This window comes from Collinsella sp. AF36-3AT (assembly GCF_003475205.1).
In the GTDB taxonomy this organism is placed as follows: Bacteria; Actinomycetota; Coriobacteriia; order Coriobacteriales; family Coriobacteriaceae; genus Collinsella; species Collinsella aerofaciens_AF.
Genome location: NZ_QROZ01000002.1, coordinates 112,655 through 139,448, shown reverse-complemented (window position 1 = coordinate 139,448; position 26,794 = coordinate 112,655). Strand labels below are relative to the sequence as shown.

Genomic DNA, 26,794 nt, shown 5'->3' with positions numbered 1-26,794 from the left:
GCACCGCCCGACGCTTACGGATGTGCGGCCCGGTTCGGTAACAAAAAACCGTCCTCGGGCATGTGCATTGCCCAAGGACGGTTGAATTCCGCGGTACCACCTTGTTTGACCCGGCGGATGTCTGACCCGCCGCGCCCACTCTTTGCCCCTTTTCGCGAGGCTCACGGCTTCCCTACTGGAGACATCGCCGCCGCGTGGCCGCGCGCCCGTTGAGGTCGCTGCTCGGGAGTGAACGCTTGGCCCTTGCCACCGCAGGAAGGCTTGCAGCCCATGACCTTCCCTCTCTTGCCGGCGACGCGGCGGGCAAAACCCTCTCCGTCAACGCATTGGGCTATAGGATAACACATTCTGCGAGCATATCGCCGCGTTCCGTTTTGTTCGCACTGGGTACAAGGCAGGTAGCTGTGCAAACTGGCCGTACGCCCACCCGTGGCGTCCGGTCTGCGAGATCAAGGATATAGGTATGGGAAAGAACAAGGATAAGATGGCCAAGCCCGCAGCGGATAAGACGCCCAAAGGCATGAAGGTCGATAAGGCTGTCAAAAAATTCCGTAAGCTCGAGGGCAAGCTGTGGACTCGCGAGTACCTGCTCAAGATTGCCGAGTTTGACGGCGCGACCATTGCTCCCGCCAACGGCGCCGCGGCCCGCGCCGATGCTATGGGCACCCTTGCCGGCGAGCATCACAAGCTCCTGACCAGCAAAAAGTCTGTCGAGCTTGTGCACTCGCTGGCACGCGAGACGGTCGCCGGCGGCAAGATCGACGACCCGCAACTGCTCAACGAGATCCGCGTGCTCGGCCGCGACCAGCGCGAGGCGAGCGTCATTCCCACCGAGGAGGCCGAGGCTTGGACCAGGCTCACCTGCGAGGCCGATGCCGTGTGGCACAAGGCCAAGACGGCCAATGACTGGGCGAGCTTTGAGCCCTATGTGGATAGAATCGTCGCCCAACTTAAGCATCAGGCCGAGCTCATGGATCCCAAGCGCGATCCGTACGATGTTTGGCTCGACCAGCACGAGCGCGGGCTTTCCGCCAAGAGCTTCGATGCGTTTTGCGATGAGGTCAAGGCCACGGTCGTGCCGCTCGTGCACGCCATCGGCGAGCGCGGCCAGCAGCCGGCTGCCGACTTTTTGCACGCCCACGTGCCCGAGGCTGCCCAGCGCGCCATGAGCTTCGACTTGATGAAGCTTGTCGGCCTGAACCTGGACGACACCACGCTTGCCTTTACCGAGCACCCGTTTAGCGAGGGCTTCTCGGTGGGCGACGCGCGCATCGCCACGCACATCTACGAGGACGACTGCATCTCCAACGTCTACAGCATCATCCACGAGGCGGGACACGCCATGTATGAGCTGGGCGTCAATCCTGCCTATGCGCGCACCTGTCTTGAGGGTGGCACCTCCATGGGCATCCACGAGAGCCAGAGCCGCTTCTTCGAGAACACCGTGGGTCGCAGCCGCGCCTTTATGGGACCGCTGCTCGAGGTGCTGCGCCGCCACGCACCCGAGGTCTACGGCGACGTCGACGAGGACACGCTCTACCACGCCGTGAACATCGCTCAGCCGTCGCTGATCCGCACCGAGGCCGACGAGCTCACCTACCCGCTGCATATTATGGTGCGCTACCAGATCGAGCGCATGCTGTTTGCCGGCGAGGCCACGGCCAAGGACATCCCCGCGCTTTGGAACCGCTTTATGAACGAGTACCTGGGCATTCCCGTTCCCGACGACACGCACGGCTGCCTGCAGGATACGCACTGGAGCGGCGGCTCGTTTGGCTACTTCCCCACCTATGCGCTGGGCAGCGCCTACGATGCCATGTTTGTGCCGGCCATGTGCCGCGACGGTGTCGACCTCAACGGCGCCTGCGCGAGCGGCGACTTGGCACCCGTCCGCGCCTGGCTCGGCGGGCACATTTGGCAGTGGGGCCGCGCCAAGGACGCGCCGGAGCTCATCAAGGGCGCGTGCGGCATGGCCTTTGACGCCCGCTACTACTGCAGCTACCTGCAGGACAAGTTCACCACGCTCTACCAGCTGTAAGGCCTTGAAGGCCGGCAGTTAGGGACGTTCCTTTTCTGCCGGCAGTTGGGGACAGTCCTTGCCCATCCGGCCAGCAAACCGGCCAATCGGTAAAGACTGTCCCCAATGAGTAGCTCGTTGACGCTAATGTCTTGGCAACGTCAGAGAAAACGACCCCAAGCGAGCAAGATAACGTGAAATGAAAGGGCGCTGGCCTTCTGGTCGCGCCCTTGAAATTGAACGCCAGATTGCCGCTTAGGGGCGTTTGCAGCGTCGAGCAGCTACGCGGTTTGGTAAAACCGCGTAGCTATAAAGCCTCGAGCGCGTTGGCGATGCGCTTCATGGCAGCATCGGCGGATGCTTGGTCGGGCGCTTCGGCCAAAACGCGAATCACCGACTCGGTTCCACTTTTGCGCACGAGCACGCGGCCCTCGCCTGCCAGCGCAGTCTCGGCCTCGGCGATGGCGTTCTGCACGCCCATGTTCTCGAGCGCGGCGTCCTTATCCGCTACGCGCACGGCAACCTGCGCCTGCGGCAGCAGCTTGCACGGTGCCGTGAGCTGCGAGAGCGTCTCGCGCTCGGCGCGAATCACTTCCATCACGCGCAGCGAGGTCATAATGCCGTCGCCCGTGCGCTCGATATCGCCAAAGATCGTATGGCCCGTCTGCTCGCCGCCCAGGCTGTAGCCACCCTCGCGCATCTTGGCATACACGTGACGGTCGCCCACGCCGCTGGTCACGGCGCTCAGTCCGGCAAGCTCCAACGACTTGATCAGGCCAAAGTTGCTGGCGATCGTCGGAACCACGGTACCGCCCGAAAGGCGACCGTGCTTGTTCAGGTACACGCCGCACACGTACAGGATCTGGTCGCCATCGACCACGCGGCCGCGCTCGTCCACGGCCAGGCAGCGGTCGGCATCGCCGTCATAGGCAAAGCCCACGTCCAGGCCCTGCTCCACCACGTGGCGCTGCAGGCGCTCCATATGCGTGGAGCCGCAGTCGACGTTGATGTTAAAGCCATCGGGCGCGGCGTTGATCACGCGCACGTCGGCACCGAGCGCGTCAAACACCGGCTTGGCCACCGAGGAAGCCGAGCCGTTGGCGCAGTCGATGCCGATCTTGACGCCCTGCAGCGAAAAGTTCGCACTTGCAATGAGCGAAGCAATGTAGCGGTTGCGGCCCTGCATGTAGTCCACCGTGGCGCCGATGTGGTTGCCCGTTGCCAGCGGCACCTCGCTCTTGCCATCGATGTAGTCCTCGATGAGCTCCAGCACGTCCTCGTCCATCTTAAAGCCGTCGCTGTTGACGAGCTTAATGCCGTTATCGCAAAACGGGTTGTGGCTCGCGCTGATCATGATGCCGCAATCGAAGCAGCCCTCCACGGTCTGATGTGCCACGCCCGGCGTGGGGATCACGTGCAGCATATAGGCGTCCGCACCGCTCGCGACCAGGCCGCTCACCAGCGCCGCCTCGAACATATAGCTCGAGCGACGAGTGTCCTTGCCCACGATCACGCGCGCCTTGCGCTCGCGGTTGGCGCCGTAATACCAGCCCACAAAACGGCCAATCTTATAAGCGTGCTCTACCGTCAGCCCAACGTTGGCCTCACCGCGAAAGCCGTCGGTGCCAAAGTACTTCATGCGCTCTCCTTACAAAATAGGGGCGGACAGATTGCCTGTCCGCCCCAAAATGGTACTCGATTATCTGCGCTACCAGAAAAACCCTACGCCGACGCGCTGTCGCGAGCCGCCTGGCATGTAGGAGTCTGACGCAGCGTAAGCGGCTTGTCCCCCGCCTCGGCCGACGTGGTCAGCGTATACGTGATCGTCGTCGTCTCGCCAGCATGCAAGTCAACGGTGCCCGAATAGAAGGGGATTCCATGCCACGTAGCGGCACCAAGACCAAACTGGGTGCCCTCGACGGTCAAATCAGTAATGTTGCCGCCCGTCGGGGCAAACAACGAGACATTCAGACGCTCGTCGTCGCGCGCGGCATCGGGCGCGCTCGCCGCGACGTAGTCGGGCAGCTTGCCTGTCTCCTCCTGCGTCATGATGTTCGTCAGGGTAACGGTGATGCGATACGAGCACGTGCCGTCGCCGTTCTTGACGCCCTGGCCAATCTGCGTGTCGGCGTTCAGATACCAGTCGAGCTTGGAAAAGCTCAGGTTGTTAAAGTAAACGCCGGCAACGGGATCGGCACTCGGATCATCCGGATCGGGCAGCGAAGCGTCAATGCCCGTCTCTTTGATGGCATTCTGCTCGTCATCGTTTTTCATCCAAGCAATCAGACGACCCTCTTCGGCACCGCGCTCAACGGCGCTGACAAGCTTTGTAACGTCGACGTCACCGATGCCACCGAGAATCTTGTCGAAGGCAGCGCTGGCGACGGATGCAAAGATGCCGTCCGACTCCTCGACCGGATAGTTCCAGTACACATCGTGCATGAGGACCTTTGCGGCGTTGGTGCCGTCGACAACCGTTCCGTCGGGCAGCGACACGTTACCGACCAGGCCCAGCAGATACTGCAGGAACACCGGGTCGATACCCACGACGCCGTCAACGTCCTGGCCATATTGAGATTTCCACAGGGCTGCGACACGCTGCGAGTTGCGGGGCCAATCAGGCGAATAGGTATTGCCCGAGTTGTACAGGTTACTGTGGTTGCCGAACAGCGCCTCATCCTCTTCGTCGACGCTCTCGACTGCCTCATCCTCGCTGAGTCCAATGCGGGGAACAAACTCGCCAATCGACATCTGGCCGTCGGTGACCGAAATCAGGCCCTGCGAACCGCCAAAGCCGCCGCAGGCACGAATCTCGACGTTGTTCATGGCGTACATAAGGTAGTTGCGCGTCTGGCCGTTGGCGCCGAGCATCTGGGGAAGGACGGGGGCGACCTTCTCCGCCGCGTCAACCGCGCCGTTGAGGGTGGCAAAGCCGTCCTTGGCCTTATCGACCAGCTCGGTCACCTGGGAAATATGAGTATCGCCAATGCCCTGGATCTTCTCGTTGGCGCTCTTGAACACCTTCGAGCTGCTGGAAAGCGAATCGGCGACCGCCTGCAGCGCGGACACGTTAATCATGCCGTCCTGAAACAGCTTGCCGGGCGTGGCCTGCGAAAGGTTATCGGCCATGGGAACCAGCGCATTGCTCGAGACATCGGACAGGGCGTCGATCATGGTGCGGGCCGCATTGATGTCGCTGCCATACACCGGGATAAACGAAGCCGCCGTCCACAGCGGGCTCGAGGTCTCCGCCTTCATGCTGTCGCAAAGCTCATCAATCTTCTTCGCGTCGTCAGGCAGCGTCGAAAAATCGCCCGACGTGACCTTGTCCTTAAGGCCACCGACGATCTCGACAGCCTCCTTCGCTTCGCTCTTTACGGTCTTTGCCGAGTTAAGCAGCATAAAGCCGCTTGCGCCAAGCGCAACGAGAAGCACCGCGACTACAGCGGCAATAATGGCGCCAGTGTGACGCTTTTTGCGCTCGCCTTTGCGATGGCGATGACGGACCAGACCGTCAGAGGTCGAACTCGACGAAGCGTCGCTACCGTAGTTCAAGCCAAAATCGTAATAATCTTCCTTGGAACCCGAGCCCGCAAACTGGGCACCGCCATCATCCAGGCGGGCGAACGTGCCAGTCTCGGAGGCGCCGGTGTAAATCGTGCCAAGGTTACCCGTAAGCCCCGCGCCACCGGCAGAGGGAGTATTGTTGGCGGCCTTGCCGGCATTAACGTTGCCGGCGGTATTCGCGGCGTTGGCAACACCTGCGTTGTTCGCAGGTGCCGAAGGAGCCCCGCTCGGCTGCGACGTGGAGGTTGCACCGCCCGCAAAGACATTCCCTCTTGCACGGCCGGTCTTTTTTGCCTTTTGAGACTGCTCGTACAGAGCGGTAAACATCGCCGTCTCGCCCGGGGACACGCGCTTACCGGAACCGCCCTGTCCAGCGCCGCCCGGCGTGCCGGCCTTACCAGCCCCGTTCGGACGCGGCGGAACTGCAGGACGGCCGCTATCGCTGCCCTTAAAGTGATTACCAGCCATAAAGAAATCCTCGCAATTGAGTCGCAATGAAAAAGTCCATAACATTACTAATTTATGGCATTTTGGGCATCGACAGCTAAACTCCAGACACGGACATCAATTGGCGAAAATGTGGCACAACACCTTTTCTGTCTTGGCAGTGGCGCCAGCTACACCGTGAGGAACATCATCACGATGATCATGGCAAAGCCGATAAGGTCGGTCGGCAAAAACACCGTGCCCAGCATAACGGCGCTGGTGATGGTCGCCGAAACCGGCTCCACAGTTCCGATGAGGCTCGCACGCACCGAGCCGATGTCCTTAACGCCCTGCATATAGAGCATGTAAGCAAAAAACGAGCCGATAACCACGAACACCGCGAGCGCCTCGACGCCGGCAGCGTCGAGCGCCGGTATATGCGCCCAGGGCTGCACGAAGACGCACGAGACCACGCCCGCCGTGAGCATTGCCGAGCCCGTGACGATGGGGCTGCCGTATTCGGGCAGGATCTTGGCGGGAATCACCGCCATACACGTGGCGCTGACCGCACACATAAGACCTGCTGCCAGGCCAAGCGGCGAGATATTCAGGCTGGTGGGGTCGCCGCCGGTGGCGATTAAAAAGGTTCCACCCAGAGCCAGGCCAATGCCGATAACTTCGCGAGTACGCGGCATGCGGCGATCGGTCACGCAGGTGTAGCCCATGATGATAACGAGCTGCAGGCATTGGAGCACCGTCGCGGTTCCGGCGTTCGTCAGGCGCACGGCCGAAAGATAGCAAAACTGGTTGAACAGCAGACCAAAGGCGGTAAAGAGCAGCAGCTGCTTGCGATCGGCGGGTGTGGTCCAGAGCTTAATCAGGCGCTCGCGGTCGCGCGTAACAACCACGGCCATAAAGAGTAGACCGGCGAGAATCTGACGCACGCTCATAAGCCACAAGGTGTCGACGTGGTAGGTATCGAACAGAAAGCTCGCGCTGGTGCCCGAGAAGCCCCAAAACGAACCGCCCACCAACGTAGCCAAGACGCCCGTGATCATCTTGCGCGTCGAAGCGCTGTTCAGGCGCTCGCGCCAAGCGCGGCGGGTGCTACGGCTGAGCTCATCGGTGCCCTCGGGCACATCAATGTTCGATATATCGGTCATCGGCACCGAAGCCCCTGCGCCTTCGACCTGCTCGACACGCTCTTTGCTCATTCCATTCCCTCGAAGCAGCCTGGAAACAATTCGGCTTACCTTACCACGGCGAAGGCACCAGCCGAAGGCTTGTCCGCTTATCGGTAGGACAATTCCGCAGACGTCTTTCCATAGCTCGATACCGCAATGGCCTTGCATTATGCGACAGTCAAATCGCGGCAGCAGGCTCTTTTGAAATGGATATGACAAAGCCCCCGAATTCCACAATGTAAGCGATTTTTAAAAATGTTCTTGCCACCGAGTTCAGGCTCCGTTATATTATCCCTTGCGCGCTTGCGCACCCTTGATCGGGCGTTTAGCTCAGGGGGAGAGCGCTTCCCTGACACGGAAGAGGTCAGAAGTTCAAATCTTCTAACGCCCACCAAATGTTCGCAGCTCAGAGGCTATGTCCTCTGGGCTGTTTTGTTTTATGTCGCTAAATCCGCTGGCAGTTCCAACCGTCATCGCAACGTAACATCAATTCACCTGACGAATGGCAGCCAAATATATTCAATACCCCAACATCAACAATAGCCAGGCACAAAACTGCGCCGCAAGCTGCTCCAACCGCCCAACTGGTCAAAAGCCGACCATCTACTTGCCAATTTATCTAACGGCGTAACCAAGCAGTCCGCGCCGCAACTTCTCAACAAAACGCCGCGATGTCTGCGCCCTGCGGTATCCTTGAGCCACTCGCACCTGCAGCACCAAGGAGCCGCCATGCGCACCGAGCTCGATGTCCCCTTTTCGCACAAAGAAGAAGCCAAGGCGCTGGGCGCCAAATGGGACCGGACCAAGAAGATCTGGTATGTACCCAGCGGCGTCAACCCCGAGCCCTTTGCCGAGTGGCTGCCCGGTGTTGACCGATCCGACCCCTCAGCGCCGTATATATATCTAGTACTGGGCAAGCGCGAGTGCTGGAAGTGTCACAAAGAGACCTCGGTCGCGGCCTTCGGCATTCCCTATCGAACCGATGACGACAAGGGCATCGCCATCGCGCACGCGCCCAACGAAGCCGGGCACATTACCATCGACACGGCCAACGCCAACGCGCTCGCCATTGTTCCCGCTCTTGGCTGCGTCCCGGGCGAGATCCGCGACTATCTTTCTAAGCGCTGTGGCTACAAACCCGTAGGCGCACGAGCCTCCAAAGCCCCGTCGCTCGGCAACACGTGCACCAGTTGCGACGCGCTGCAAGGCAGCCACTATCTGTTCGAAGAACCCACGTCCCCGTTTGCCCTCACCGCCATCAACAAGCTGCCGGCACTGGAGTTTGTGCGTGTCGAAGTTGCCGGCGTCTTTGGCGTCCCGGCCACGCGCACCGACTTTGACCAGGCGCTCTTTACCTGGGCACGCGACCATCACGCCAAGTTCCACAAGCAGCTCGGTGAGGGGATTTATTTATAGGGACAGAGATGCCTTCACAGCCAGCTCCTCCGCATCACCTATCCCTCGTCGCCGGCGTCGTACACGATATCGAGGCCACAAACAGGGCATTTCTCCTGATACACCGGCATATGAACGCCTGTCCGTTTTCTCACTTCGTCGCTAAGTCTGTCGCACGCATCGATGAACCGAATGTCGAGGCACGGTATTTGCGAGCCGCAGCAAGGACAGGCGACGACAAACGACCCGCAATCAACTTCTACGCTCGGAAACATTTTGTTGTCTATAAGGGCGCACGGCAGTTTTCCGTACTTCCCCATCGCAATATCGCCTCGCCAGCTCACGTTCGCTCCCCTCTCGCTATACAAATCAGGAAGAGCATGCACCGGCAGGCGTGTGCGAGATTGCATCGCCACGCGATCCGATCAAACAGCACGATCGTAAAAGACCGCCAAAGCCAAATTTCATCGTCGGTCGCACCCTGTCCGGCAAACTCAATATCGACGGGTATGTGCTTCAGATAACTCATGTCGGGCGCAAAACGAGGGTCCGGTCCGCCTTTATGAACAGGACCGTGCAGAACAAACCATCCGTTTTCGGGCTCGAACCGCTCAACAAACGCAAGGCCGAGCACCTTATAGCCCACCTCGGTTGCAAATATGACTCCGACTGGGACGTCACATTCCATGCAGTTGAGCATTTTACGGTTGTAATTCTGGTCTCGAAAACCAACGGTACCCGGCGCTTGAACCGAGTACTTAATGACCCACGTACCATCGTCCAAATAGAGCGGAGGCACATTGTTGATGCTCTCGGTTTGCCGCTGGCGCGCTTGTACCCCGCTACCCCACTCCCCTGTATACTGATGTAGCACGTGTTTCATCCGGGCTTGTTGGGCCGGATTGTTCATGGGAGGGTCTTATGGCTGCTTCGAATCCGCCTAAGGGGAGCGTTTCTTCTTCGTCCATCAAGCCGGTTACGCGCAAGGCCGTGCGTTGCCAGCGCGAGGTCGCCTGGCTTGTCACACAGGCGGCGGGCAAACTCGTGGCGAACACGGAAGACGTCAATGCGCCCACACCGAGCTTTGTGCTGGCAGCGGCGCTGGATCGAGTACGCCAGCTGGAACTCGCCGCACAAGAAGACGGCAGCCACCTTGACTACCAGAACGCCATGGCGCCCGACCTGCAAACGTTCTGCCACATGGCCAAGTTGCCCGCCGCGCCCAATGCGCTTTCGGACGCAGGCTACATGTTTACGCTTTCGGGCGCGGACCTTATCCGCGACATCTACGCATACTGCAGCGAGCTCGCCGAGCGCAGCGTCTTTGGCACGGCAGAAATCAAACCGGGATATGTCATCAAGCTGGTTCTTAGGCTGTTCTTGATGGACGGGTTCGGGGCCATGCCGGCGTAAGCCGAGTCTTTAGCATCACCGTCGACTGGGCAACAACCGCTTTACCTTAGTGGGCGCCAATCGAGGGTCGATTATTGGGTCGCCTCGTCCACTAACGCATTTATTCCACGCGCTCTGACAGTCGATATTTGCGGTTGCGGCTTGTCGACGGCGCCGTGGGCTCAAGCTCGCCTTGAGCAATGAGCGCGTTGACGCGCGACCTAACCTGGGAAATTGTAAGCCCCGTGCGTTTTGCCAGCTCACGCGTCCCCAGCTCGCCGTAGTGTTTGAGTGCCGTCACAATTAAGCCTCCGCCATGATCGACCGGCTCGATCTTTGAACGGTAAAGTACGACCTTGAACCGATCGAACCCCGGGCAGAACAGGGGCTCGGCCAGACCATGCGCGCGCATGGCATCGATCATCATCGGGATGCCCGAGCCATTGCCCTCAGCCGGCGAACCTGCGCCATCCGGAAGCGGGACAATCGACATGAGTTTCACGAGCGTCGCGTTACGGCATCGGGAGCTGCCGTCAAACAAGTTCTCTCGAGTCTTTCCCCCGTAAAGGCCGCCAGGATTCGTCACCTCGACACGATCGTCAAAGACGTCGACGGCGATCGATTGCCCACAGAACCGATCCCCGTATTCCCTGTGGATAACCGCGTTGGCGACTGCCTCGCGCAGGACCTCCTCGGGGATCTCCAGCGAGTCGATACGCGAGACGCCTTGGACGGTCGAGATGCGGCGCAGGTTTTTGGCGACAGCTGCGACGGCATCCGAAATCATCTCGCCTAGGGTGCCCTCGCAGACTGTGCGGTCCATAAACCTTAGTGGCCCCGCAGCTCCCTTTTGAGTTCCCACGTGGACAGCCACATCAATGAAGAGCTTGGGATAGAACTGCTGAGGGTAAACGCCCGCGGCAAGGAGGCCGGCCTTGGTAACATTGCCCTGGAAGTCGAGGAAATTCAGACGCTCCATCTTTGTCTTCTTGTCCGCCGCACCGCGCATCGCTCGAGGCGTCAGCGAATAGGCACGCTCTATCGTGCGGTCGACCATCGACTCGTCGAGATCGCCCACACTCGTACCGGGCACCGCATCGCGATCGCTAGGACTCGTCCGTTCATATGACGACAGTGCCAAAACCTCGGTCGACGAAAGCGGGACATCTTTGTCATCGATGCGTTTGTAGCTGCCACCTTGAGCGCCCCGCTCTATGACATAGCAAGGCTTGCTCGACGGGTCGAGCTCCTCAATCGTGATGACCAGAACCACGGTGCCCTGGAGCTCCACGCGCTCAATGGTGTATTTGGGCGGATTGGCCAGCTTTCCACGACCGCCGGCATCGCCCATGCCCGCCACGAATTGGTTGAGCACTTTCTCGGTCTCAAAGTTTGTAACTGGGACAAAACCCGCGTGCTCGCTCACTCCGAGTACGATGATGCCGCCGGCGGTGTTTGCGAAAGCGCTGACCGTTTCCCATACGTCGCGGGAAAGTGTCGTGGCGCTCTCCTTGACCTCGACGTTAAGATCGTCCGAGCCCATGCGCCTTAAAGACTCGAGCAGACCGGTCAGTTCGTTTTCGTTCATCTGCACGTCCTTTCGCTCGGTTCTGCGAAGAATGCCGCGGATAGATTTCCCTCGTCTCTCAGTTATCTCTCGTAATTATCTCTCATCTTTCTGTTATCTCTCATATTAGAGATGAGTGAGAGATGAAAGATAAGATGTCTGTCATCTGTTTCATTTAAACATGTTGTTGCTGGTAAAACAATCTATATTGAGACAATACCATGGTTGCCCGTCTCTTTGCAGCATTGTTATCTCTCATATTTATCTCTCATCTATCTGTTATCTCTCGTATTAGAGACGAATGAGATATGAGAGTTGTGCGGGCGGCGGATGAGCGTGGATTATGAACGGTCGGATATCGAGAGTGGATATTTGGACGGTTTTTGGGCTTTTGGCGGCCGATTTCGTCCGAAAATCCACGCTCATTCGGCATGCGTCCGGAAATCCACGCTCGTGTGTCCGAAAATCCACGCTCGTGCGGCAGATTGGTCGAAGGCCCCATATGGGTATACTCTCGGGGATTCGACTCGATTCGCCCCCGCTGGGGCGTCAAAGGAGACTGCATATGCCCACCACCTCAACCGACCCGCGCGCCGCTGCCGCCGCGCTGCTAGTGCCCGGCACTACCTGCCACGGCTTTGCCGTCGAGCGCTGCGAGACCGTGCCCGAGCTCGACTCGGACGCCTATGTGCTGCGCCACACCGCCTCGGGCGCTCGCCTGCTGTACCTGGCATGCGATGACGAGAACAAGGCCTTTGCCATTGGCTTTAAGACGCCGCCGGCCGATTCCACCGGCGTGTTCCATATTCTTGAGCACTCGGTGCTGTGCGGGTCGGCCAAGTTCCCCGTCAAGGAGCCGTTTGTCGACCTGATCAAGAGCTCCATGCAGACGTTCCTCAACGCCATGACCTACCCCGACAAGACCATCTACCCCGTTGCCACCACCAACGAGCAGGACCTGTACAACCTGATGGACGTGTACCTGGACGCGGTGTTCAACCCGGCCATCTATACCAAGCCCACCATTTTTGAGCAGGAGGGCTGGCACTACGAGCTGGACCTGCCGGAGAGCGCCGAGGGCGAAGGCGACAGCAGCTCCGCGAGCCTGCGCGAGGGCACGCTGCGCTATAACGGCGTGGTGTTCAACGAGATGAAGGGCGCGCTGTCCGACCCCATGAGCGTGCTGGACGACGCCGTCAACGCCGCGCTCTATCCCGACACCGCCTATGCGCACGAAAGCGGCGGCGACCCGCGCGCGATTCCCGCGCTCACCTACGAGCAGTTCCTGGACACGCATGCGCGCCACTACAATCCTTCCAACTCCTACATCACACTCTACGGCGACCTGGACGTGGACCGCGCACTGGCCTTTTTGGACGAGCGCTATCTGTCGCAGCCGAGTGCCGCAAGCCGCCGCATGGACGCAGCCGTTGCCGCCGGCGAGGACCCGTCCGCGCTGGCGCCCAATCCGCTGGGCGTGCAGGCGCCCGTGACCTGCGAGTACAAGCACGTCGAGATGGCCACTACACCCGAGAACGCCCTGGTGGGCCTGGGCCTTGTGTTGGGCAGCGCGCTCGACCGCAAGCGCACGATCGCGGCGGATATCCTGTTTGAGGCACTGCTGGGCTCCAACGAAGCACCGGTTAAGAAGGCCATTCTGGCCGCCGGCCTGGGCGGCAACGTGGTGAGCTACACCGCGGCCGAGAGCCTGCAGCCCTACGAGTTCATCATGCTGCAAAACGCGCAGCCCGGCGTGGCGCGCGAGCTGCGTCGCATGTTCCAGAACGCCTGCCGCGACCTGTGCGAGCACGGCGTTCCGCGCGAGCGCCTGGAAGCCATCATCAGCAGCAACGAATACGATCTGCGCCAGCGCGACTACGGCATCGCCGACGGCGTGGCCATTGCGTGCGACGCGCTGAGCACCTGGCTCTACGATGACGACGCCGCGACGCTGGCACTCAAGTACGGCCCGGTGTACGAGGAGCTGCGAGGCGAGCTGGACGGCAGCTATTTTGAGGACCTGCTGCGCGAGCTGGTGCTGGAAAACGACCATATGGCGCTGGTCGAGCTGGTGCCGGTGGACGCCGCCGAGGGTTCGGAGAGCGCCGAGGCCGCAGAGCTGGCAGCCAGGCGCGATGCCATGACCGATGTCGAGCTGGCCGACGTGGTCGAGCGCACGGCCGCGCTGCGTGCCGCGCAGGAAGCCGAGGACACGCCCGAGGACAAGGCCACGCTGCCGCGCCTGCGCGTGTCCGACATTGGCGAGGCGCGCCCCGAACCGTCACTGGTCGTGGACACGACTGCGCCCATCCCCTGCCTGCGCCACGGCATCCCCACCAACCGCCTGGCCTACGCCATGCAGTATTTCGACCTGAGCTGCGTCGTGTTTGAGGACCTGCCCTATGTGACGCTGCTCTGCCGCCTGCTCAAACAGCTGCCCACGAGCGAGCACTCGGCCGAGGAGCTCGACAACTTACTTGCCGGCGAGCTGGGCTTTTTGAGCTTTACGACCGAGGTCATGACGCAGCCCGACGTGGACGGTGTGCGCCCCTACCTGCTGGTGAGCGCCGGCGCCCTGTCCGAGAAGATCGATGCGCTGGCGAGCCTGCCGCGCGAGGTGTGGTCGAGCACGCTTTTGCTCAATGCCGACGCTGACCGCGTGCGCGACGTGCTCACGCAGATTCGCATTGGGCTTGAGCAGGGCTTTATCAACAACGGACACTCGGCGGCGCTCGGTCGCGCGATGAGCTACAGCTCGCCTTCGGCCGTGGTGCGCGAGCAGCTTTCGGGCGTGAACTTCTACCTGTTCCTGCGCGATCTGCTCGAGCACTTTGACGAGCGCCTGGACGGCCTGCGCGCCAAGCTTGCCGAGCTGGCGGAGCGCATCTTTGTGGCCGATGGCTGCATGGCGAGCTTTACCGGCAGCGACGAGGACTTTAACGCGTACTGGGATGCTGCGGGCGACCTGGGGCTGGGCGCTGGCGACGGCGCTGCCAGCGGCACGCTCGTGGTGCCGGAGCCGCGCGACCGCCACGAGGCTTTCGTCATCCCCAGCGACATCTGCTTTGCGGCGCGCGCGTGCGACCCGCGCCGCCTGGGCATTGACGTGACGGGTGCTTGGGCGGTTGCTGCCAACGCGCTCTCCTACGACTACCTGTGGAACGAGATTCGCGTGAAGGGCGGTGCGTACGGCTGCGGATTCCGCGCAGCCGGCGAGCGTCAGGCGGCGTTCTACACCTACCGTGACCCGGCAATCGATCCCTCGATTGAGCGCGTGGCGCGCGCAGGCGAATGGCTCGGCAGCTTTGAGCCCGACGAGGCCGCCTTCGAGGGCTTTATCGTAAGCTGTGTGAGCGGCATGGACGCGCCCGTGAAGCCGTACGCGCTCACCAAACGCCGCAACACGACCTACCTGGCCGGACTCGATCCGCATGCACGCGAGGAGCGCCGCGCCCAGATGCTCGCCACCACGCCCGGTGAGCTGCGCTCGCTCGGCGCCGACGTGACGCGCATCGCAGCCGAGTCGCCAACCTGCGTCTTTGGCGGCCGCGACGTCATCGCAAAGAGCAACGCCGGCTTTAACGTCATCGACCTGCTGGGCTAGCCACAGCAAGCAAAACCACCACAAAGGGGACAGGCACCTTTGTGGTGGTTTCGACATTTGCCCAGATAAAACCTGCCAAAAATAAACCTGTCCCTTTTTGGTAGGTTTGGGGGAGGGGGCTAGGATGGATAAGGCTGAGTTGCGGCGGGCGGTAATTGCTCGGCGCGATGCGATTGATTTGGATGTTCGGAAGGCAAAGTCTGCTGTCATTTGCACGCGGCTGGCTGAGCTGCTGGGCCGCTTGGATGCCGCGGCGCCGCGCACCGTTGCCGTCTATGCCGCGATGGGTTCCGAGGCAGACCCTGCCGCGTTTGCCGCTGCGGCCGCCGCGCGCGGCTGGCGCGCAGCCTATCCGTGCATGCTCTCGGCAGCCGAAGCCGCAGCTTGTGGCCAGCGTATGTGCATGCGGGCAGTTGCCGCCGACGATGCGTCCGCGGCTCCGTTTATCACTCATCCCACGCGAACCTTCGCTGCCGCGGACATCGGCAGCAACCGCTTCCCCATCGTGCCTGCCGAAGCACTCGACATGATTGTTGTGCCGCTCGTGGCCTTCGACCAAACCGGCGCGCGCCTGGGCTACGGCGGCGGCTGCTACGACCGTTACCTGTCCATGCTCTCGCCCGCATGTCAAATCGTCGGCATCGCCTTTGACGAACAGCGCATCGACCACGTCCCCACCGATGCACACGACCTGCCGCTGCCCAACACCATCAGCGCCTAAATGTCGTTGTATCGCACCCGCAAGATAAGCGTGGAAAATCTCCCACTTTGGGACTGTTCGGGGGCAAAAAACGGGAGATTATCCACGCTCATTATTCAAACGTCCGATAATCCACGCTCGTATGTCTGAAAATCCACGCTCAATCAACGCGCGTCCAGATTTCCGCGCTCGTGTGTCCGATTATCCACGCTCGTGCAGCTTAACGCCCCGCAACCGCCTCAACATGCACGCGGCACGCCGGCAACTTTGAGCTTGCGATCGAGCTTTGCCGGATCCCTCAGATCATCCCAGCACAAGCGCACGATCCTGCAGTTATCAAGCAGCGAAAGCCTCGACTCGCGCTGGCGCTCATCAAACTGCGCCTTTGCGAGCTTGCCCTCCTCCGCTGCCTTCTCGCTTTTAACGAATCCGTCAAATTCCCCGATGATCAGCCGATCTTCCACGCGCCACAAGTAGTCGACGCGATACGGCCGTTCCGGCTCAACCGGGTCGAACAGCTCAATTTGCAGCTCCGGCGTCTGCCAGCCGCGCTCGATCATCAGGGCGCGCGCCTTGGACTCGCCACCGCTTTCCGACAGGCCATCGGCATACCGTGCAACCCTGCGCGCCGTCACAACACCGCGACGATTTAAGCCAAGCTTGTTGACTGCCTCAACAAGGTGCTCCTTCGACAAAAGCTGCTCATGGAGCGCCGAGTCCGCAATGATCAGCCCTTCGACAAACGATGCATCGACCAGGCAATCCGCAATCGTTTGATCGATATCGGTCACGGCAATATCCATCTCGCTGGCCCGTGTCCGATAAGCATACCGATGGCGAACGACTTGAGAGCCTGGCGTCGTCGATTGCGCCGGCATCGCGGCGATATGGATGTGCGTCAAATTGGCATGCGAAACCGAAAGGCCATAGACAACGGCCGCCGTATAGGAGCAAAACGTCCAGTCGGGGTGCTTTTGCGCAAGCGCCCGCACCCGATGCAGATAACGCTGCCGAAACTTGAGCTCGGACCAGTATTCCGGACGCGCATACAGTCCCGGCATGACCACCTTGAGACTTCCCGCCGCCACCCGCCGTTCAATCTGCTTTGCCTCCGCCGTCGTGCGCGCGTACACGCAGCTCATCTGCTGCTCGCATGCTTCAATGTGACTTGTGAGTCTTTGATTCGCCGTCATGTTTGCCATGTCGCCCCCAAACTCTTGGAACGGCGCAAACGTACCAGACGGTTTCATGCGAAGTCTGACCAAATGCTGTCCAGATGCTGACCAAATGCCTGACGGTTTTGGATGTTTTAGGCCAATGGCTTATATCTGCAGGTAGAACGGTTGTCGAGAGGTCCCTGTCTCCACATTTTGAGCCTCAAAAGCCACCGACTTCATTGAAAGAAAATATGCTGTGGCTCGAAACTACCTAGTTTGCGATGTAGTCCGCATGTACTCAACGTGTGATGATGCCGACGGTACGGCAGCTGCAGAAAAAATGAGCGTGGAAAATCTCCCGCTTTGAGACCCCTTGTGAGCCAAAAACGGGAGATTATCCACGCTCACGTTGCAAACGTCCGATTATCCACGCTCGTGTGTCCGGATTTCCACGCTCGTCACGCGGCGGCCACGGCGGCAGTCACGGCCACGGCCGCGACCTAGTGCTCCTCGCCGGCGCGGGCCAGGTCGTAGGGTGTGGTCTGGTAGACGTAGTAGTTGAGCCAGTTGGTGTAGAGCAGCTGAGCCTGGCTGCGCCAGACGTTGAGCGGCTCGGCCGAGGGGTCGTCGTTTGGGAAGTAATGCGCCGGCACCTGAGGGTTGAGCCCGCGCTTCACGTCGCGCTCGTACTCCAGGCGCAGCGTGTCGGCATCGTACTCGGGGTGGCCAAAGACAAAGAAGCGACGGCTGTCGGTCGACTTGACGATGTACAGGCCCACCTCGTCGGACACGGCCACGACCTCAAGCTGCGGCTCGGCCTCCACGTCCTCGCGGCGCACATCGGTGTTGCGTGAATGCACGGCATAGAAACGGTCGTCGAAGCCGCGGACCAGCGGGCTTTGCGGCTTCACTAGATAATGCTCGAACACGCCGCTCGCCTTTGCCGGCAGGTCGTACTTCTGGATACCGTAATGATGGTAGAGCCCCGCCTGCGCGCCCCAACAAATGTGCAGCGTAGAGTGCACGTGTGTGGTGGACCAATCCATGATCTGGCAGAGCTCGGGCCAGTAGTCGACCTCCTCGAACGGCATCTGCTCCACCGGCGCGCCCGTGATGATCAGGCCGTCGTAGTGGATGTCGCGGATGTCGTCGAACGTGCGGTAAAACGTCTCCAGGTGGCCGGCGCTCACGTGGGTTGCCTCGTGCGTTTTGGTGCGCAGCAGGTCCACCTCCACCTGCAGCGGCGTGTTGGAGAGCTTGCGCATGATCTGCGTCTCGGTGGCGATCTTGGTGGGCATGAGGTTGAGGATGAGCACGCGCAGCGGACGGATGTCCTGGTGCAGCGCGCGGTACTCGGTCATGACAAAGATGTTCTCGCTCTCGAGCTGCGCGGCGGCAGGGAGGGCGTCGGGAATGCGAATGGGCATGGATGCTCCTTACGAGTCAGTTGCAGTTATGGTACAACGAGCGGCCCCATCCGCGCGAGTACATCGCTCCGAGACACCGCCAGCGGCCCAAATCACTCCAAAAGTAGAGATTACGGCATGTCCCAAAAATCTATGGCGCTTTAGTCTGGCAAAGTGATAGCAGGAGGCTACAATGGTTCGACGCGAAAAACTCGGCCGAAAGGATACATATATGTACCAGACGCGTAAGATCGGTGTGGTCGGCCAGGGCCACGTAGGAGCACATGTCGCCAACAGCCTGCTCATGCAGGGCATTGCCGATGAGCTGTACCTGTGCGATATCAACGAGGCCAAGGTGACGTCCGAGGTCCAGGACCTGCGCGACTCCCTTTCGTTTGTCCCGTACAACACCAAGATCGTCAACTGCTACGACCACTACGAGGAGCTGGCCTGCTGCGACGTCATCGTCAACGCCGCCGGCAAGGTCGCGCTGGCCGCCGGTAACCGCGACGGCGAGCTGTTCTTTACCACCGACGCCGCGCGCACCTTTGCCAAGCGCATTGTCGACGCCGGCTTCGACGGCATCTTCGTGAGCATCTCCAACCCCTGCGACGTCGTGTGCACCGAGCTGTGGCACCTGACCGGCTACGATCCCAAGAAGATCATCGGCTCGGGCTGCGGCCTAGATTCGGCCCGCCTGCGCACCGAGATCTCCAAGAAGGTCGGCGTGAGCCCCAAGTCCATCGACGCCTACATGATTGGCGAGCACGGCTTTAGCCAGCTTGCCGCCTTTAAGGCCGCGACCATCGCCGGCAAGAGCCTTAACGAGCTTCAGGCCGAGAATCCCGACAAGTACGCCTTCGACCACATGGAGGTCGAGGAGCTCGCACGCAAGGGCGGCTACGTAACCTACCAGGGCAAGCAGTGCACCGAGTACGCCGTCGCCAACTCCGCCGCGCGCGTCTGTGCCGCCGTGCTGCACAACGAGCACGCCGTGCTTTCGGCCTCTACGCTTATGACCGGCCAGTATGGCGAGGAGGGCATCTTCACCTCCCTGCCGTGCGTGATCGGCGCCGAGGGCGTCGAGGAGGTCTACACGCTCGACCTTTCCGAGCACGAGCTCGAGGGCTTCCACAAGAGCTGCCAGCACATCCGCGACAACATCGCCCAGCTCGACTGGTGGGATGCCGAGGCCTACGACGCCAAGTAAGCGTCGGTTGCCGCGACACCTCGCGAATCTAAGCGCGATACCAAGCGGGCCGCGCCGGAAATCCCCGGCGCGGCCCGCTTTTTTGACTCGCGCTGCGCCCTTGCGAATCGAAGGTGAATGGTTTTCCCGTTACTTAGTACTGCTCGATGCCCATGTAGCGACGAATCTCGGGGCTGTGGTCGAACGCCTTACCGCGGGCTGCGCGCAGCTCGCAGCTCATCGCGTAGAAGAAGATTGGCTCCAGGTACGAACGCACGCTGGCAGGCACGTCGCCCACGCCGTACTCGAGTGCGTCGAGCACCATGATCGTGTCGGTGTGCGTGTTGAGGAACGCCAGCGCGCGCTCCTCCATGGGGCGACACTCGCCCGATCCGAGCTGCACAAAGTAGAACACGCCGGGCTCGGTAGCCTCGAACGGGCCGTGGAAGTACTCGCCGGAGTGGATGTAGCAGCAGTGCTGCCACTGCATCTCCATGAGCGAGCAGATGGCCATGGCATAGGTCTGGCTAAAGTTGGGGCCGGATCCCAGGATATAGAAGAACTTGTGCTGCTGGCAGAGCTCGGCAAAGTGATCGCCCAGCTCGGCGTTGACCTTCTCGCGGGCGGCGGGCAGCAGCGCGTCCATCTGCTTAAGGCCGGCGTAGATGTCGGCGAGCGCCTCGTAGCCCTCCTGCTGGTCGAGCAGCTCGGCAGCCATTAGCACGCCAATGCCCTGCGGGACCTCGGCCTGCGACTCGCCCTTGCCCCACGGATAGACCCAGGTGGTCCACTTGCCGTTGTCGATCTTGGAGCCCGCGTAGTCGGTCATAGTCACGACCTCGGCGCCGGCAGCCAGCGCCATCTCGCAGGCATCGACAACCTCCTGCGTATTGCCGCTGTGGCTGCAGGCGACGACGAGCGACTTCGGCCCCAGGCTCTTGGGCGCCATCAGGCAAAACTCGCGTGCCGTGTAGACCGTCGAGGCAAACGTGGTGGCCTCGCGCTTGAGCAGCTCGTTAGCCGGCATCAGGTCGATCATCGAACCACCGCAGGCGATCCAAAAGACGTTCTCGATCTTACCCTTGCGCTCGATAATTTCCTGAATCAGATCGTGTGCGTTCATGGTGATGCCCCTCCTTTTGTGGCGGTTTTGAACGACGATGGCTCGTACCTGCGGTCGTTCTATATTGTTCTATTTATAGCACGCACAACGACGCTCGTGAAGCCATTTCGCCAAACTTGTTCTATGTTGTTCTATCTGTGGACGTTAGATGTCGAAGACGTAGCGCGAGCCCACGATCTTTTGGCGTCCGAGCAGCAAGGGCCGCTCGTCCGCATCGGTAAAGTACGCCTCCATATAGAAGAGCGGCTCACCAACCGGTACCTCCAGCAGCGGGGCTGCCTGAGCGTCGGCAAGCGCAATCTCCACGGTGCAGGGATCGGACTTGAGCGGCGCGCGGCCCGAATGCTCTGCAACGAGCGCAAAGATGGAATTGTCCGTGAGGTCCTCGTCGCGCATCGTTTGCAGATACGGGTGGTCGGCCAGCACAAAGGCGTTGTTCTCGAGCATGACGGGCACGCCATCTGCCGTGCGCACGCGCTCGACCACGATGAGCTCGCAGCCGGGTTCCACCCCAAAAAACGCCGCATCCTCACGCGTCGCCGCAACCACCGTGCGCGACACCAGGCGCGCTCCGGCCACCATGTCGTTGGCGGCGCAACCCTCGGAAAAGCTCTGAACGTCGCCCTTCTGGCGAATCTTGCGCTTGAGCTTGGGAGCGCACACAAAGGTGCCCCTCCCCTGCTGGCGGTTGAGATAGCCCGCACGCGACAGCTCCTCGATGGCGCGGCGCACGGTGACGCGACCCACGCCGTAGGACTTCGCGAGCTCCATCTCGGAAGGAATGCACGAGCCGGCTGTGTACACGCCGCGCGCGATCTCGCCCTTTAGGTCGTCCATAACCTGCTGGTACAGAGGCACGGCGGAAACCTCGGCGCGCTCAGAACGTTCGGTCTTGTTATCGGTTGCCATCGTTACGCTCCATCCCGCGCATGCTCGGACTCAAATTCTTCAATCGCCGCCATAAACTGCTCGCCAAAGGCGTCGGCCTTTTTCTCGCCGATGCCGTTGACCTGGATCAGCTCGTCGCGCGTCTGTGGACGCAGGCGGCACAGACCGCGCAGGGCCTTGTCGGAGAAGACCATGTACGGCGCCATCTCCAGCTCGGTCGAGATTTCCTTGCGCAGGACGCGCAGACGCTCGAACAGCTCGGCATCGTCGCCCACGCGCGGGCGCTGGTCCAGCTCGGCCTCCTCGCGCAGCAGGTCCACCGCACGGCGAGCGCGGGCCGAGGTCTTGCGCTTGGACGCGCGGCGCTTAACGGTAAAGGCGAACGCCTCGTCCTCGACCTCGCCGGCACGCGGACCCAGGCCCACAACCGGGTACTGCCCCTGCGAGGTGGCCAAATAACCGCGGCCGCACAGCTGGCCGATGATATCCTTGATGCGCCCAACCGATTCGCTCGAAAGCTCGCCATAGCCGCGATCCTCGTCCAGATGCATCTGGCGAATGCGCTCGGTGTTGCCGCCGTGGAGCACGTCGGCGATGAGCGACTTGCCAAAGCGCATGGGGCGCGTGGCCACATAGCGCACGGTGGCGCGGGCCATATCGGTGACGTCCTCGACCTCGAACTGCGTAAGGCAGTTGCTGCAGTTGCCGCAGCCCTCGGCCTCGTCCGTGGCGGTGCTGCCCGCACCAGCCGCTGCCGCATGCTCGGCCGCGGCCTCGTCGCCAAAGTAGCGCAGCATGTATTCGCGCAGGCAGCCGGTGGTATTGCAGTAGCCCTCCATCTGGCTGAGCAGACGATATCGGTTCTGGAGCGCCCACGCGCGCTGCTCGTCGTCGAGCGTCTCGTCGGCCGCATCGCCGCGGTCAATCAAAAAGCGGCGCATGCGAAAATCGTTGCCGTTCCACAGCAGGTGGCAGCTGGCCGGATCGCCATCGCGGCCGGCGCGGCCCGCCTCCTGATAGTAGGCCTCGATGCTCTCGGGCACGTTGTTATGGATGACGTAGCGCACGTTGGGCTTGTCGATACCCATGCCAAAGGCGTTGGTGGCAACCATCACCTGAATATCGTCGTCGATAAAGGCGCGCTGGCTTTGGCGGCGGGCGTCATTACCCATGCCGGCATGGTAGCGGCCAACGCGAATGCCGCTGGGGCCCAGAGCCTCGGTAAGCTCTCCTGCCAGCGCATCGACGGTCTTGCGGGTCGAGCAATACACGATGCCGCTCTCGCTCGAATGCGCAATCACATAGTCGCGCACCCACGCGATCTTAGCCTTGTCGCCCATCTCCTCGCAGCCAAAGTAGAGGTTCTTGCGATCGAAGCCCGTCACCACCGTCGCCGGGTTTTGGAGGCCGAGCATCTGCTGAATGTCCGCACGCACGCGCTCAGTCGCTGTAGCGGTAAAGGCCGCCACGATGGGGCGCTGCGGCAGGGAATCGATAAACTCGCGAATCTGCAGGTAGGCGGGGCGGAAATCCTGACCCCATTGGCTCACGCAGTGGGCCTCGTCAATGGCCACGAGCGGAACGCCGATGCCGCCTTCGGCCGCAGCTTCCTGCGCAAAGGCCAGAAAACGCGGCTCGAGCAGGCGCTCAGGTGCCACATACATAAGCTGGTAGCGACCCTCGCGCGCCCGCTTGAGCACGGTATTTTGCTGAGCCGGCGTAAGGCTGGAGTTGAGATAACTGGGTCGCGCACCCGCCGCGAGCAACGCACGGGTCTGGTCCTCCATAAGCGACAGCAGCGGACTCACCACAAAGGTGATGCCGGGCAGCATGAGCGCAGGCACCTGGTAGCAAATGGACTTGCCGGCACCTGTGGGCATAACGCCGAGTGCATCGCGGCCGGCAAGGATCGCATCGACCATGCGGTCCTGCCCCGGGCGAAACGAGGTGTAGCCAAAATAGGCGCCGAGCGTGTCGAGCGCCATCTGCTGCATGCTATCGGTCATGGTTTCCTAACGTCAGAATCATCTGCCGCCGATTATACGCCGCCACGCGGACCAGCGCCGAGCTGCCGCCAGCCACGGGCTACGCGGTCCGAAGGGACGAGCGTGGATTTTTGGACACTTTCCGGATGAGCGTGGAAACGTCGCTGGTTGAGCATGAGTCAGCGAAAACGCCCCTAAGCGAGCAAGGTGACGTGAAAGAGGAGGGAAGCGTACTTCGGTACGCGACCGACGATTGAACGTCAGATTGCCGCTTAGGGGCGTTTGCAGCGTCGACCGGTCCGCCGTTCGTTAGAACGGCGGAACCAAGGGCGCAGCGTCGGCCCGTTACGCGGTTTGGTAAAACCGCGTAACTTACATCACCATGACGTAGCGGCTGCCCACGTAGTACTGCTTACCCATCAGGACCGGCTCGCCATTGGGGCCGGTAAAGCCGGCGCGCAGATTGAGCAGCGGATCGTGCGGGGCGATGCCCAGCTCTGCTGCCTGCTCGGCATTGGCGCGAACGGCCTCGACCGTGCGGTAGCCAACCGAGACAATCGGCGTTCCGCCAACACGCTCGACCTCGGCAAAAATCGACTTGTCCTCAAGATCGGCCGTCAACAGCTCACGGTAGGCGTCAAACGGCACAAAGATGTTCTCCTCAAAGATGGGCTCACCGTCGGCCGTACGCACGCGCTTGATATGCAGCAGCAACGCATCCTTCTGCAGGCCAAAGAACTCCATCTCGTTTTGGCGCGCCGGAACGATCTGGCGATCGACCACATGTGCGCCCGCCTTCATGCCGTTGTCGGCACACAGCGCGGTAAACGTCTGCAGCGTCGAGGCGTGAAACTGGCGATTGATGTGCGGCGTGGAAACAAAGGTGCCGCGGCCCTGCTGCTTAACCAGGTAGCCATCGGAGCACAACTCCTCGACGGCGCGGCGCACCGTAATGCGGCTCACCTCGTACTGCTCGGCTAGCTCAAGCTCGGAAGGAATACGCTCCTTGGGTGCATAAACACCTTTCTCGATCGCATCCTTGATTTCGTCGTAAATCTGCTGGTAAAGCGGTGCATTTTTGGGCGCAGGCATATCTAATCACTCTTATCGAAATATCGAAAGTACTAATACGTATATAACGTCTAGTTTTATGATACCTCAGTTTGATAAAACGATACACCGCATACAGCAAATCCTTACCTGCCGTCGTCCTGCTGCAAACTGTCCTGCTCGCTGAGGCGCGCCTGCCTGCTGGCCATGCGCGCGGGCTTGTCGGGATCGGGTACGGCCGTGGGCATGGGCTCGTCGACATGACCGCCCCACCAGCCGCCCACAAAGTTGAGCGTGTGGAACACGTTGATCACGGCGCCGGGATCAATGTCGCACACCAGCTTGATAATATCCTGGCTCTCGTAGGTCGAGACAACGGTGTTCAGCAGGTACATCTTTTCGCGGCTATATCCGCCGATGACCTCGGCGCAGCTAATACCATGCTGAAAATGGTCAACATAGGCGGTCATGACCTCGTCTGCCTTGCGCGTCGTGATCTGCAGCGTCACGCGGTCGTAGCGATGATAGAAACTGTCGATGGTCTTGGTCGAAATAAACTGGAACACGATGGAGTACGCTGCGTTATCCCAGCCAAACATAAAACCAAAGATCGCCAGGATAAAGCAGTTGAAACCAAAGATGACGCCCCAGATGGTCTTGCCCGTGTGGTTGGAGACCCACAGCGCGATAAAGTCGGTGCCGCCGGTGGATGCGCCAGACTTAAGCGCGATGGCAGCGCCCAGGCCCGAGACCACGCCGCCAAAAATGATGAGCATGATCTTGTCGCCCAAAAACGGAGCGAAGTGAAAGATGTTGAGAAACAGCGATGAGAGCACAACCTGCATCATCGAGAAGATGACGAAGCGCTTGCTAATGCCGCTCCAGCATAGGAGCGCCACAGGGATGTTGAGCGCGAGCATACCGAGCGAGATGTCGATGTGAACGCCGCCAAGCGAGGTAACGCGATCGAGCAGGACCGCGACGCCGGTGAGACCGCTCGGAAGCAGATCAGCGGGCTGAATGAACGCCTGGATCAGAAATGTCTGGAGAACGGCGGAAATGGTGACCGCCACGGCGGTAATGGCGCGGCGGACGATGGTAAGGCGGCCGAGCACGAGCACGCGGTCCGTGAGCTGATCGATGGCATTCGCCACGTAGGCTCCCTTCGAAGGCAGATGTGGTTGTGGGGCATGCCCGCGATTGTAGCATGGAGCGAGATGAGGCGCTTTAATTCACCCTCTCTCGACGACCAAAACGGGACCAGCAACCCCCACGACCAAAGGCCCAAATTACAAGTGAGTAGACTTTACGCGACCTGCAGAGCACACCCAAAACCGCCACACCTGTGACCTGCGGTTTTGCTAAAGCAAATCCACTTTGTGCTCGGCATGTGCCAAAAAGTCTACTCACTTAGTCCGAGTCGAAGCCAAACGGATCTAAATTGAAGCCAAAATGAGCCAATCCACCGCAAGAGACGTGTGAATCCGCACTTCTTGCGGCGAATTGACGCTACAAAGCGGTCAGAATGTCGGCGAGGTTGTCGATGACGGCGTCGGCTCCCGTTTGGTCCAGGTTAACGCCCTCGTGCGGACGCAGTGCCAGGACGCGCGCGCCGGAGCGCTTGCCGGCCTCGATGCCCAAAGGCGAGTCCTCGATAACCAGGCACTCGGCAGGCTCCACCCCCAGCGCCTCCATGGCACGCAGGTAGATCTCGGGGTCGGGCTTAAACGCACTGCACTCGTGCCCGCTGATGGTGTAGTCCAGCACGTCGGCGATACCGGCAATCTCCACCAGCTCGTCAATGAGCTCGCGATAGGATGAGCTTGCGATGGCGCACTTCACGCCGCGCTCGTGCAGCTCACGCATCACCGGCTCCGTCTGCTCGTTGAGCAGCTCGGCATACGGAACGGGGTGGTCCGGGCTGTAGACCTGCTTGTACTCCACGCGCAGGCGCTCGCGCAGCTCAATATCGTCAGGCACCAGCGCCTCCCAAATGGCAGGCTCGTTAGACCCCGAAAGATCGGGGATCTCGTCAAAGTGGAAGCCCTTCTCTTCCATAAATGCCACGCGGCGACGGTTGTAGAACCACTCGGTATCGACCAGCACGCCGTCCATGTCAAACAGCACTGCCTTGATCATACGCA

Annotated in this window: 19 protein-coding genes and 1 tRNA gene; 7 read left to right on the top strand and 13 right to left on the bottom strand. The window is 60.8% G+C overall.

Going from position 1 to position 26,794, the window contains the following annotated elements:
- The first annotated feature begins 463 nt into the window (after positions 1 to 463).
- The gene (locus DW003_RS03005; protein ID WP_118387465.1) at positions 464 to 2,038 is read left to right on the top strand and encodes a carboxypeptidase M32; all 1,575 of its coding nucleotides are present in this window, start codon (positions 464 to 466) and stop codon (positions 2,036 to 2,038) included.
- A 286-nt stretch (positions 2,039 to 2,324) separates the two neighbouring features.
- Here the strand turns inward: DW003_RS03005 and glmM are convergent, their stop codons facing one another.
- The 3 genes from glmM to DW003_RS02990 form a co-directional block, all read right to left on the bottom strand.
- The gene (gene glmM / locus DW003_RS03000) at positions 2,325 to 3,656 is read right to left on the bottom strand and encodes a phosphoglucosamine mutase (protein WP_118387463.1); all 1,332 of its coding nucleotides are present in this window, start codon (positions 3,654 to 3,656) and stop codon (positions 2,325 to 2,327) included.
- Positions 3,657 to 3,739: 83 nt separating this feature from the next.
- The gene (locus DW003_RS02995; protein ID WP_158573173.1) at positions 3,740 to 6,052 is read right to left on the bottom strand and encodes a DUF4012 domain-containing protein; all 2,313 of its coding nucleotides are present in this window, start codon (positions 6,050 to 6,052) and stop codon (positions 3,740 to 3,742) included.
- 149 nt (positions 6,053 to 6,201) lie between these two features.
- A complete protein-coding gene (locus DW003_RS02990) occupies positions 6,202 to 7,224 on the bottom strand; it encodes a DMT family transporter (protein ID WP_187361884.1) in 1,023 nt (340 codons plus the stop codon).
- A gap of 289 nt (positions 7,225 to 7,513) precedes the next feature.
- Here DW003_RS02990 and DW003_RS02985 point away from each other — a divergent pair.
- Positions 7,514 to 7,588 (top strand) — tRNA-Val (locus DW003_RS02985).
- Between the two features lie 335 nt (positions 7,589 to 7,923).
- Positions 7,924 to 8,610 carry a DUF5710 domain-containing protein gene (locus DW003_RS02980; protein WP_118387459.1) on the top strand — a complete coding sequence of 229 codons (687 nt, stop codon included), beginning with the start codon at positions 7,924 to 7,926 and terminating at the stop codon, positions 8,608 to 8,610.
- A gap of 319 nt (positions 8,611 to 8,929) precedes the next feature.
- Here the strand turns inward: DW003_RS02980 and DW003_RS02970 are convergent, their stop codons facing one another.
- A complete protein-coding gene (locus DW003_RS02970) occupies positions 8,930 to 9,499 on the bottom strand; it encodes a hypothetical protein (RefSeq protein ID WP_117797210.1) in 570 nt (189 codons plus the stop codon).
- A gap of 11 nt (positions 9,500 to 9,510) precedes the next feature.
- Here DW003_RS02970 and DW003_RS02965 point away from each other — a divergent pair, with 11 nt between their 5' ends.
- The gene (locus tag DW003_RS02965; RefSeq protein ID WP_118387457.1) at positions 9,511 to 10,002 is read left to right on the top strand and encodes a hypothetical protein; all 492 of its coding nucleotides are present in this window, start codon (positions 9,511 to 9,513) and stop codon (positions 10,000 to 10,002) included.
- A gap of 100 nt (positions 10,003 to 10,102) precedes the next feature.
- On the opposite strand, the gene DW003_RS02960 is transcribed toward DW003_RS02965, so the two are convergent.
- Positions 10,103 to 11,569 carry an ATP-binding protein gene (locus DW003_RS02960; protein ID WP_117816992.1) on the bottom strand — a complete coding sequence of 489 codons (1,467 nt, stop codon included), beginning with the start codon at positions 11,567 to 11,569 and terminating at the stop codon, positions 10,103 to 10,105.
- A 544-nt stretch (positions 11,570 to 12,113) separates the two neighbouring features.
- Here DW003_RS02960 and DW003_RS02955 point away from each other — a divergent pair.
- Positions 12,114 to 15,152, top strand: coding sequence for an insulinase family protein (locus DW003_RS02955; RefSeq protein WP_118387455.1), 3,039 nt, complete (start codon positions 12,114 to 12,116; stop codon positions 15,150 to 15,152).
- A gap of 124 nt (positions 15,153 to 15,276) precedes the next feature.
- Positions 15,277 to 15,873 (top strand): 5-formyltetrahydrofolate cyclo-ligase, encoded by a 597-nt coding sequence (locus DW003_RS02950; RefSeq protein ID WP_118387453.1) that lies wholly within the window; start codon positions 15,277 to 15,279, stop codon positions 15,871 to 15,873.
- Positions 15,874 to 16,091: 218 nt separating this feature from the next.
- On the opposite strand, the gene DW003_RS02945 is transcribed toward DW003_RS02950, so the two are convergent.
- Positions 16,092 to 17,054 (bottom strand): hypothetical protein, encoded by a 963-nt coding sequence (locus DW003_RS02945; protein WP_147352175.1) that lies wholly within the window; start codon positions 17,052 to 17,054, stop codon positions 16,092 to 16,094.
- 455 nt (positions 17,055 to 17,509) lie between these two features.
- Complete coding sequence (metA, locus tag DW003_RS02940) at positions 17,510 to 18,436, bottom strand: homoserine O-succinyltransferase (RefSeq protein WP_118387449.1); 927 nt, start codon at positions 18,434 to 18,436, stop codon at positions 17,510 to 17,512.
- A 211-nt stretch (positions 18,437 to 18,647) separates the two neighbouring features.
- Here metA and DW003_RS02935 point away from each other — a divergent pair, with 211 nt between their 5' ends.
- Positions 18,648 to 19,625 (top strand): L-lactate dehydrogenase, encoded by a 978-nt coding sequence (locus DW003_RS02935; protein ID WP_117563734.1) that lies wholly within the window; start codon positions 18,648 to 18,650, stop codon positions 19,623 to 19,625.
- Positions 19,626 to 19,758: 133 nt separating this feature from the next.
- Here DW003_RS02935 and DW003_RS02930 read toward each other — a convergent pair whose 3' ends face one another.
- The 6 genes from DW003_RS02930 to DW003_RS02905 all read right to left on the bottom strand — a co-directional run bounded on the left by DW003_RS02930 (position 19,759) and on the right by DW003_RS02905 (position 26,789).
- On the bottom strand, positions 19,759 to 20,727 hold the full coding sequence (locus DW003_RS02930; RefSeq protein ID WP_118387447.1) for an SIS domain-containing protein: 969 nt from the start codon (positions 20,725 to 20,727) through the stop codon (positions 19,759 to 19,761).
- 144 nt (positions 20,728 to 20,871) lie between these two features.
- Positions 20,872 to 21,636 (bottom strand): GntR family transcriptional regulator, encoded by a 765-nt coding sequence (locus DW003_RS02925; protein ID WP_118387445.1) that lies wholly within the window; start codon positions 21,634 to 21,636, stop codon positions 20,872 to 20,874.
- Positions 21,637 to 21,638: 2 nt separating this feature from the next.
- Positions 21,639 to 23,621, bottom strand: coding sequence for an ATP-dependent DNA helicase RecQ (locus DW003_RS02920; RefSeq protein WP_118387443.1), 1,983 nt, complete (start codon positions 23,619 to 23,621; stop codon positions 21,639 to 21,641).
- A 351-nt stretch (positions 23,622 to 23,972) separates the two neighbouring features.
- Positions 23,973 to 24,692, bottom strand: a complete 720-nt coding sequence (locus tag DW003_RS02915) for a GntR family transcriptional regulator (RefSeq protein WP_055252132.1) — start codon at positions 24,690 to 24,692, stop codon at positions 23,973 to 23,975.
- Positions 24,693 to 24,796: 104 nt separating this feature from the next.
- A complete protein-coding gene (locus DW003_RS02910) occupies positions 24,797 to 25,804 on the bottom strand; it encodes a YitT family protein (RefSeq protein ID WP_118387441.1) in 1,008 nt (335 codons plus the stop codon).
- Between the two features lie 355 nt (positions 25,805 to 26,159).
- Positions 26,160 to 26,789, bottom strand: coding sequence for an HAD family phosphatase (locus DW003_RS02905; RefSeq protein WP_158573172.1), 630 nt, complete (start codon positions 26,787 to 26,789; stop codon positions 26,160 to 26,162).
- Positions 26,790 to 26,794 lie beyond the last annotated feature (5 nt).

Coding starts and splice junctions, on each gene's coding strand:
- DW003_RS03005 (WP_118387465.1), top strand. CDS start 464: ATGGGAAAGAACAAGGATAAGATGGCCAAGCCCGCAGCGGATAAGACG.
- glmM (WP_118387463.1), bottom strand. CDS start 3,656: ATGAAGTACTTTGGCACCGACGGCTTTCGCGGTGAGGCCAACGTTGGG.
- DW003_RS02995 (WP_158573173.1), bottom strand. CDS start 6,052: ATGGCTGGTAATCACTTTAAGGGCAGCGATAGCGGCCGTCCTGCAGTT.
- DW003_RS02990 (WP_187361884.1), bottom strand. CDS start 7,224: ATGAGCAAAGAGCGTGTCGAGCAGGTCGAAGGCGCAGGGGCTTCGGTG.
- DW003_RS02980 (WP_118387459.1), top strand. CDS start 7,924: ATGCGCACCGAGCTCGATGTCCCCTTTTCGCACAAAGAAGAAGCCAAG.
- DW003_RS02970 (WP_117797210.1), bottom strand. CDS start 9,499: ATGAACAATCCGGCCCAACAAGCCCGGATGAAACACGTGCTACATCAG.
- DW003_RS02965 (WP_118387457.1), top strand. CDS start 9,511: ATGGCTGCTTCGAATCCGCCTAAGGGGAGCGTTTCTTCTTCGTCCATC.
- DW003_RS02960 (WP_117816992.1), bottom strand. CDS start 11,569: ATGAACGAAAACGAACTGACCGGTCTGCTCGAGTCTTTAAGGCGCATG.
- DW003_RS02955 (WP_118387455.1), top strand. CDS start 12,114: ATGCCCACCACCTCAACCGACCCGCGCGCCGCTGCCGCCGCGCTGCTA.
- DW003_RS02950 (WP_118387453.1), top strand. CDS start 15,277: ATGGATAAGGCTGAGTTGCGGCGGGCGGTAATTGCTCGGCGCGATGCG.
- DW003_RS02945 (WP_147352175.1), bottom strand. CDS start 17,054: ATGGCAAACATGACGGCGAATCAAAGACTCACAAGTCACATTGAAGCA.
- metA (WP_118387449.1), bottom strand. CDS start 18,436: ATGCCCATTCGCATTCCCGACGCCCTCCCTGCCGCCGCGCAGCTCGAG.
- DW003_RS02935 (WP_117563734.1), top strand. CDS start 18,648: ATGTACCAGACGCGTAAGATCGGTGTGGTCGGCCAGGGCCACGTAGGA.
- DW003_RS02930 (WP_118387447.1), bottom strand. CDS start 20,727: ATGAACGCACACGATCTGATTCAGGAAATTATCGAGCGCAAGGGTAAG.
- DW003_RS02925 (WP_118387445.1), bottom strand. CDS start 21,636: ATGGCAACCGATAACAAGACCGAACGTTCTGAGCGCGCCGAGGTTTCC.
- DW003_RS02920 (WP_118387443.1), bottom strand. CDS start 23,621: ATGACCGATAGCATGCAGCAGATGGCGCTCGACACGCTCGGCGCCTAT.
- DW003_RS02915 (WP_055252132.1), bottom strand. CDS start 24,692: ATGCCTGCGCCCAAAAATGCACCGCTTTACCAGCAGATTTACGACGAA.
- DW003_RS02905 (WP_158573172.1), bottom strand. CDS start 26,789: ATGATCAAGGCAGTGCTGTTTGACATGGACGGCGTGCTGGTCGATACC.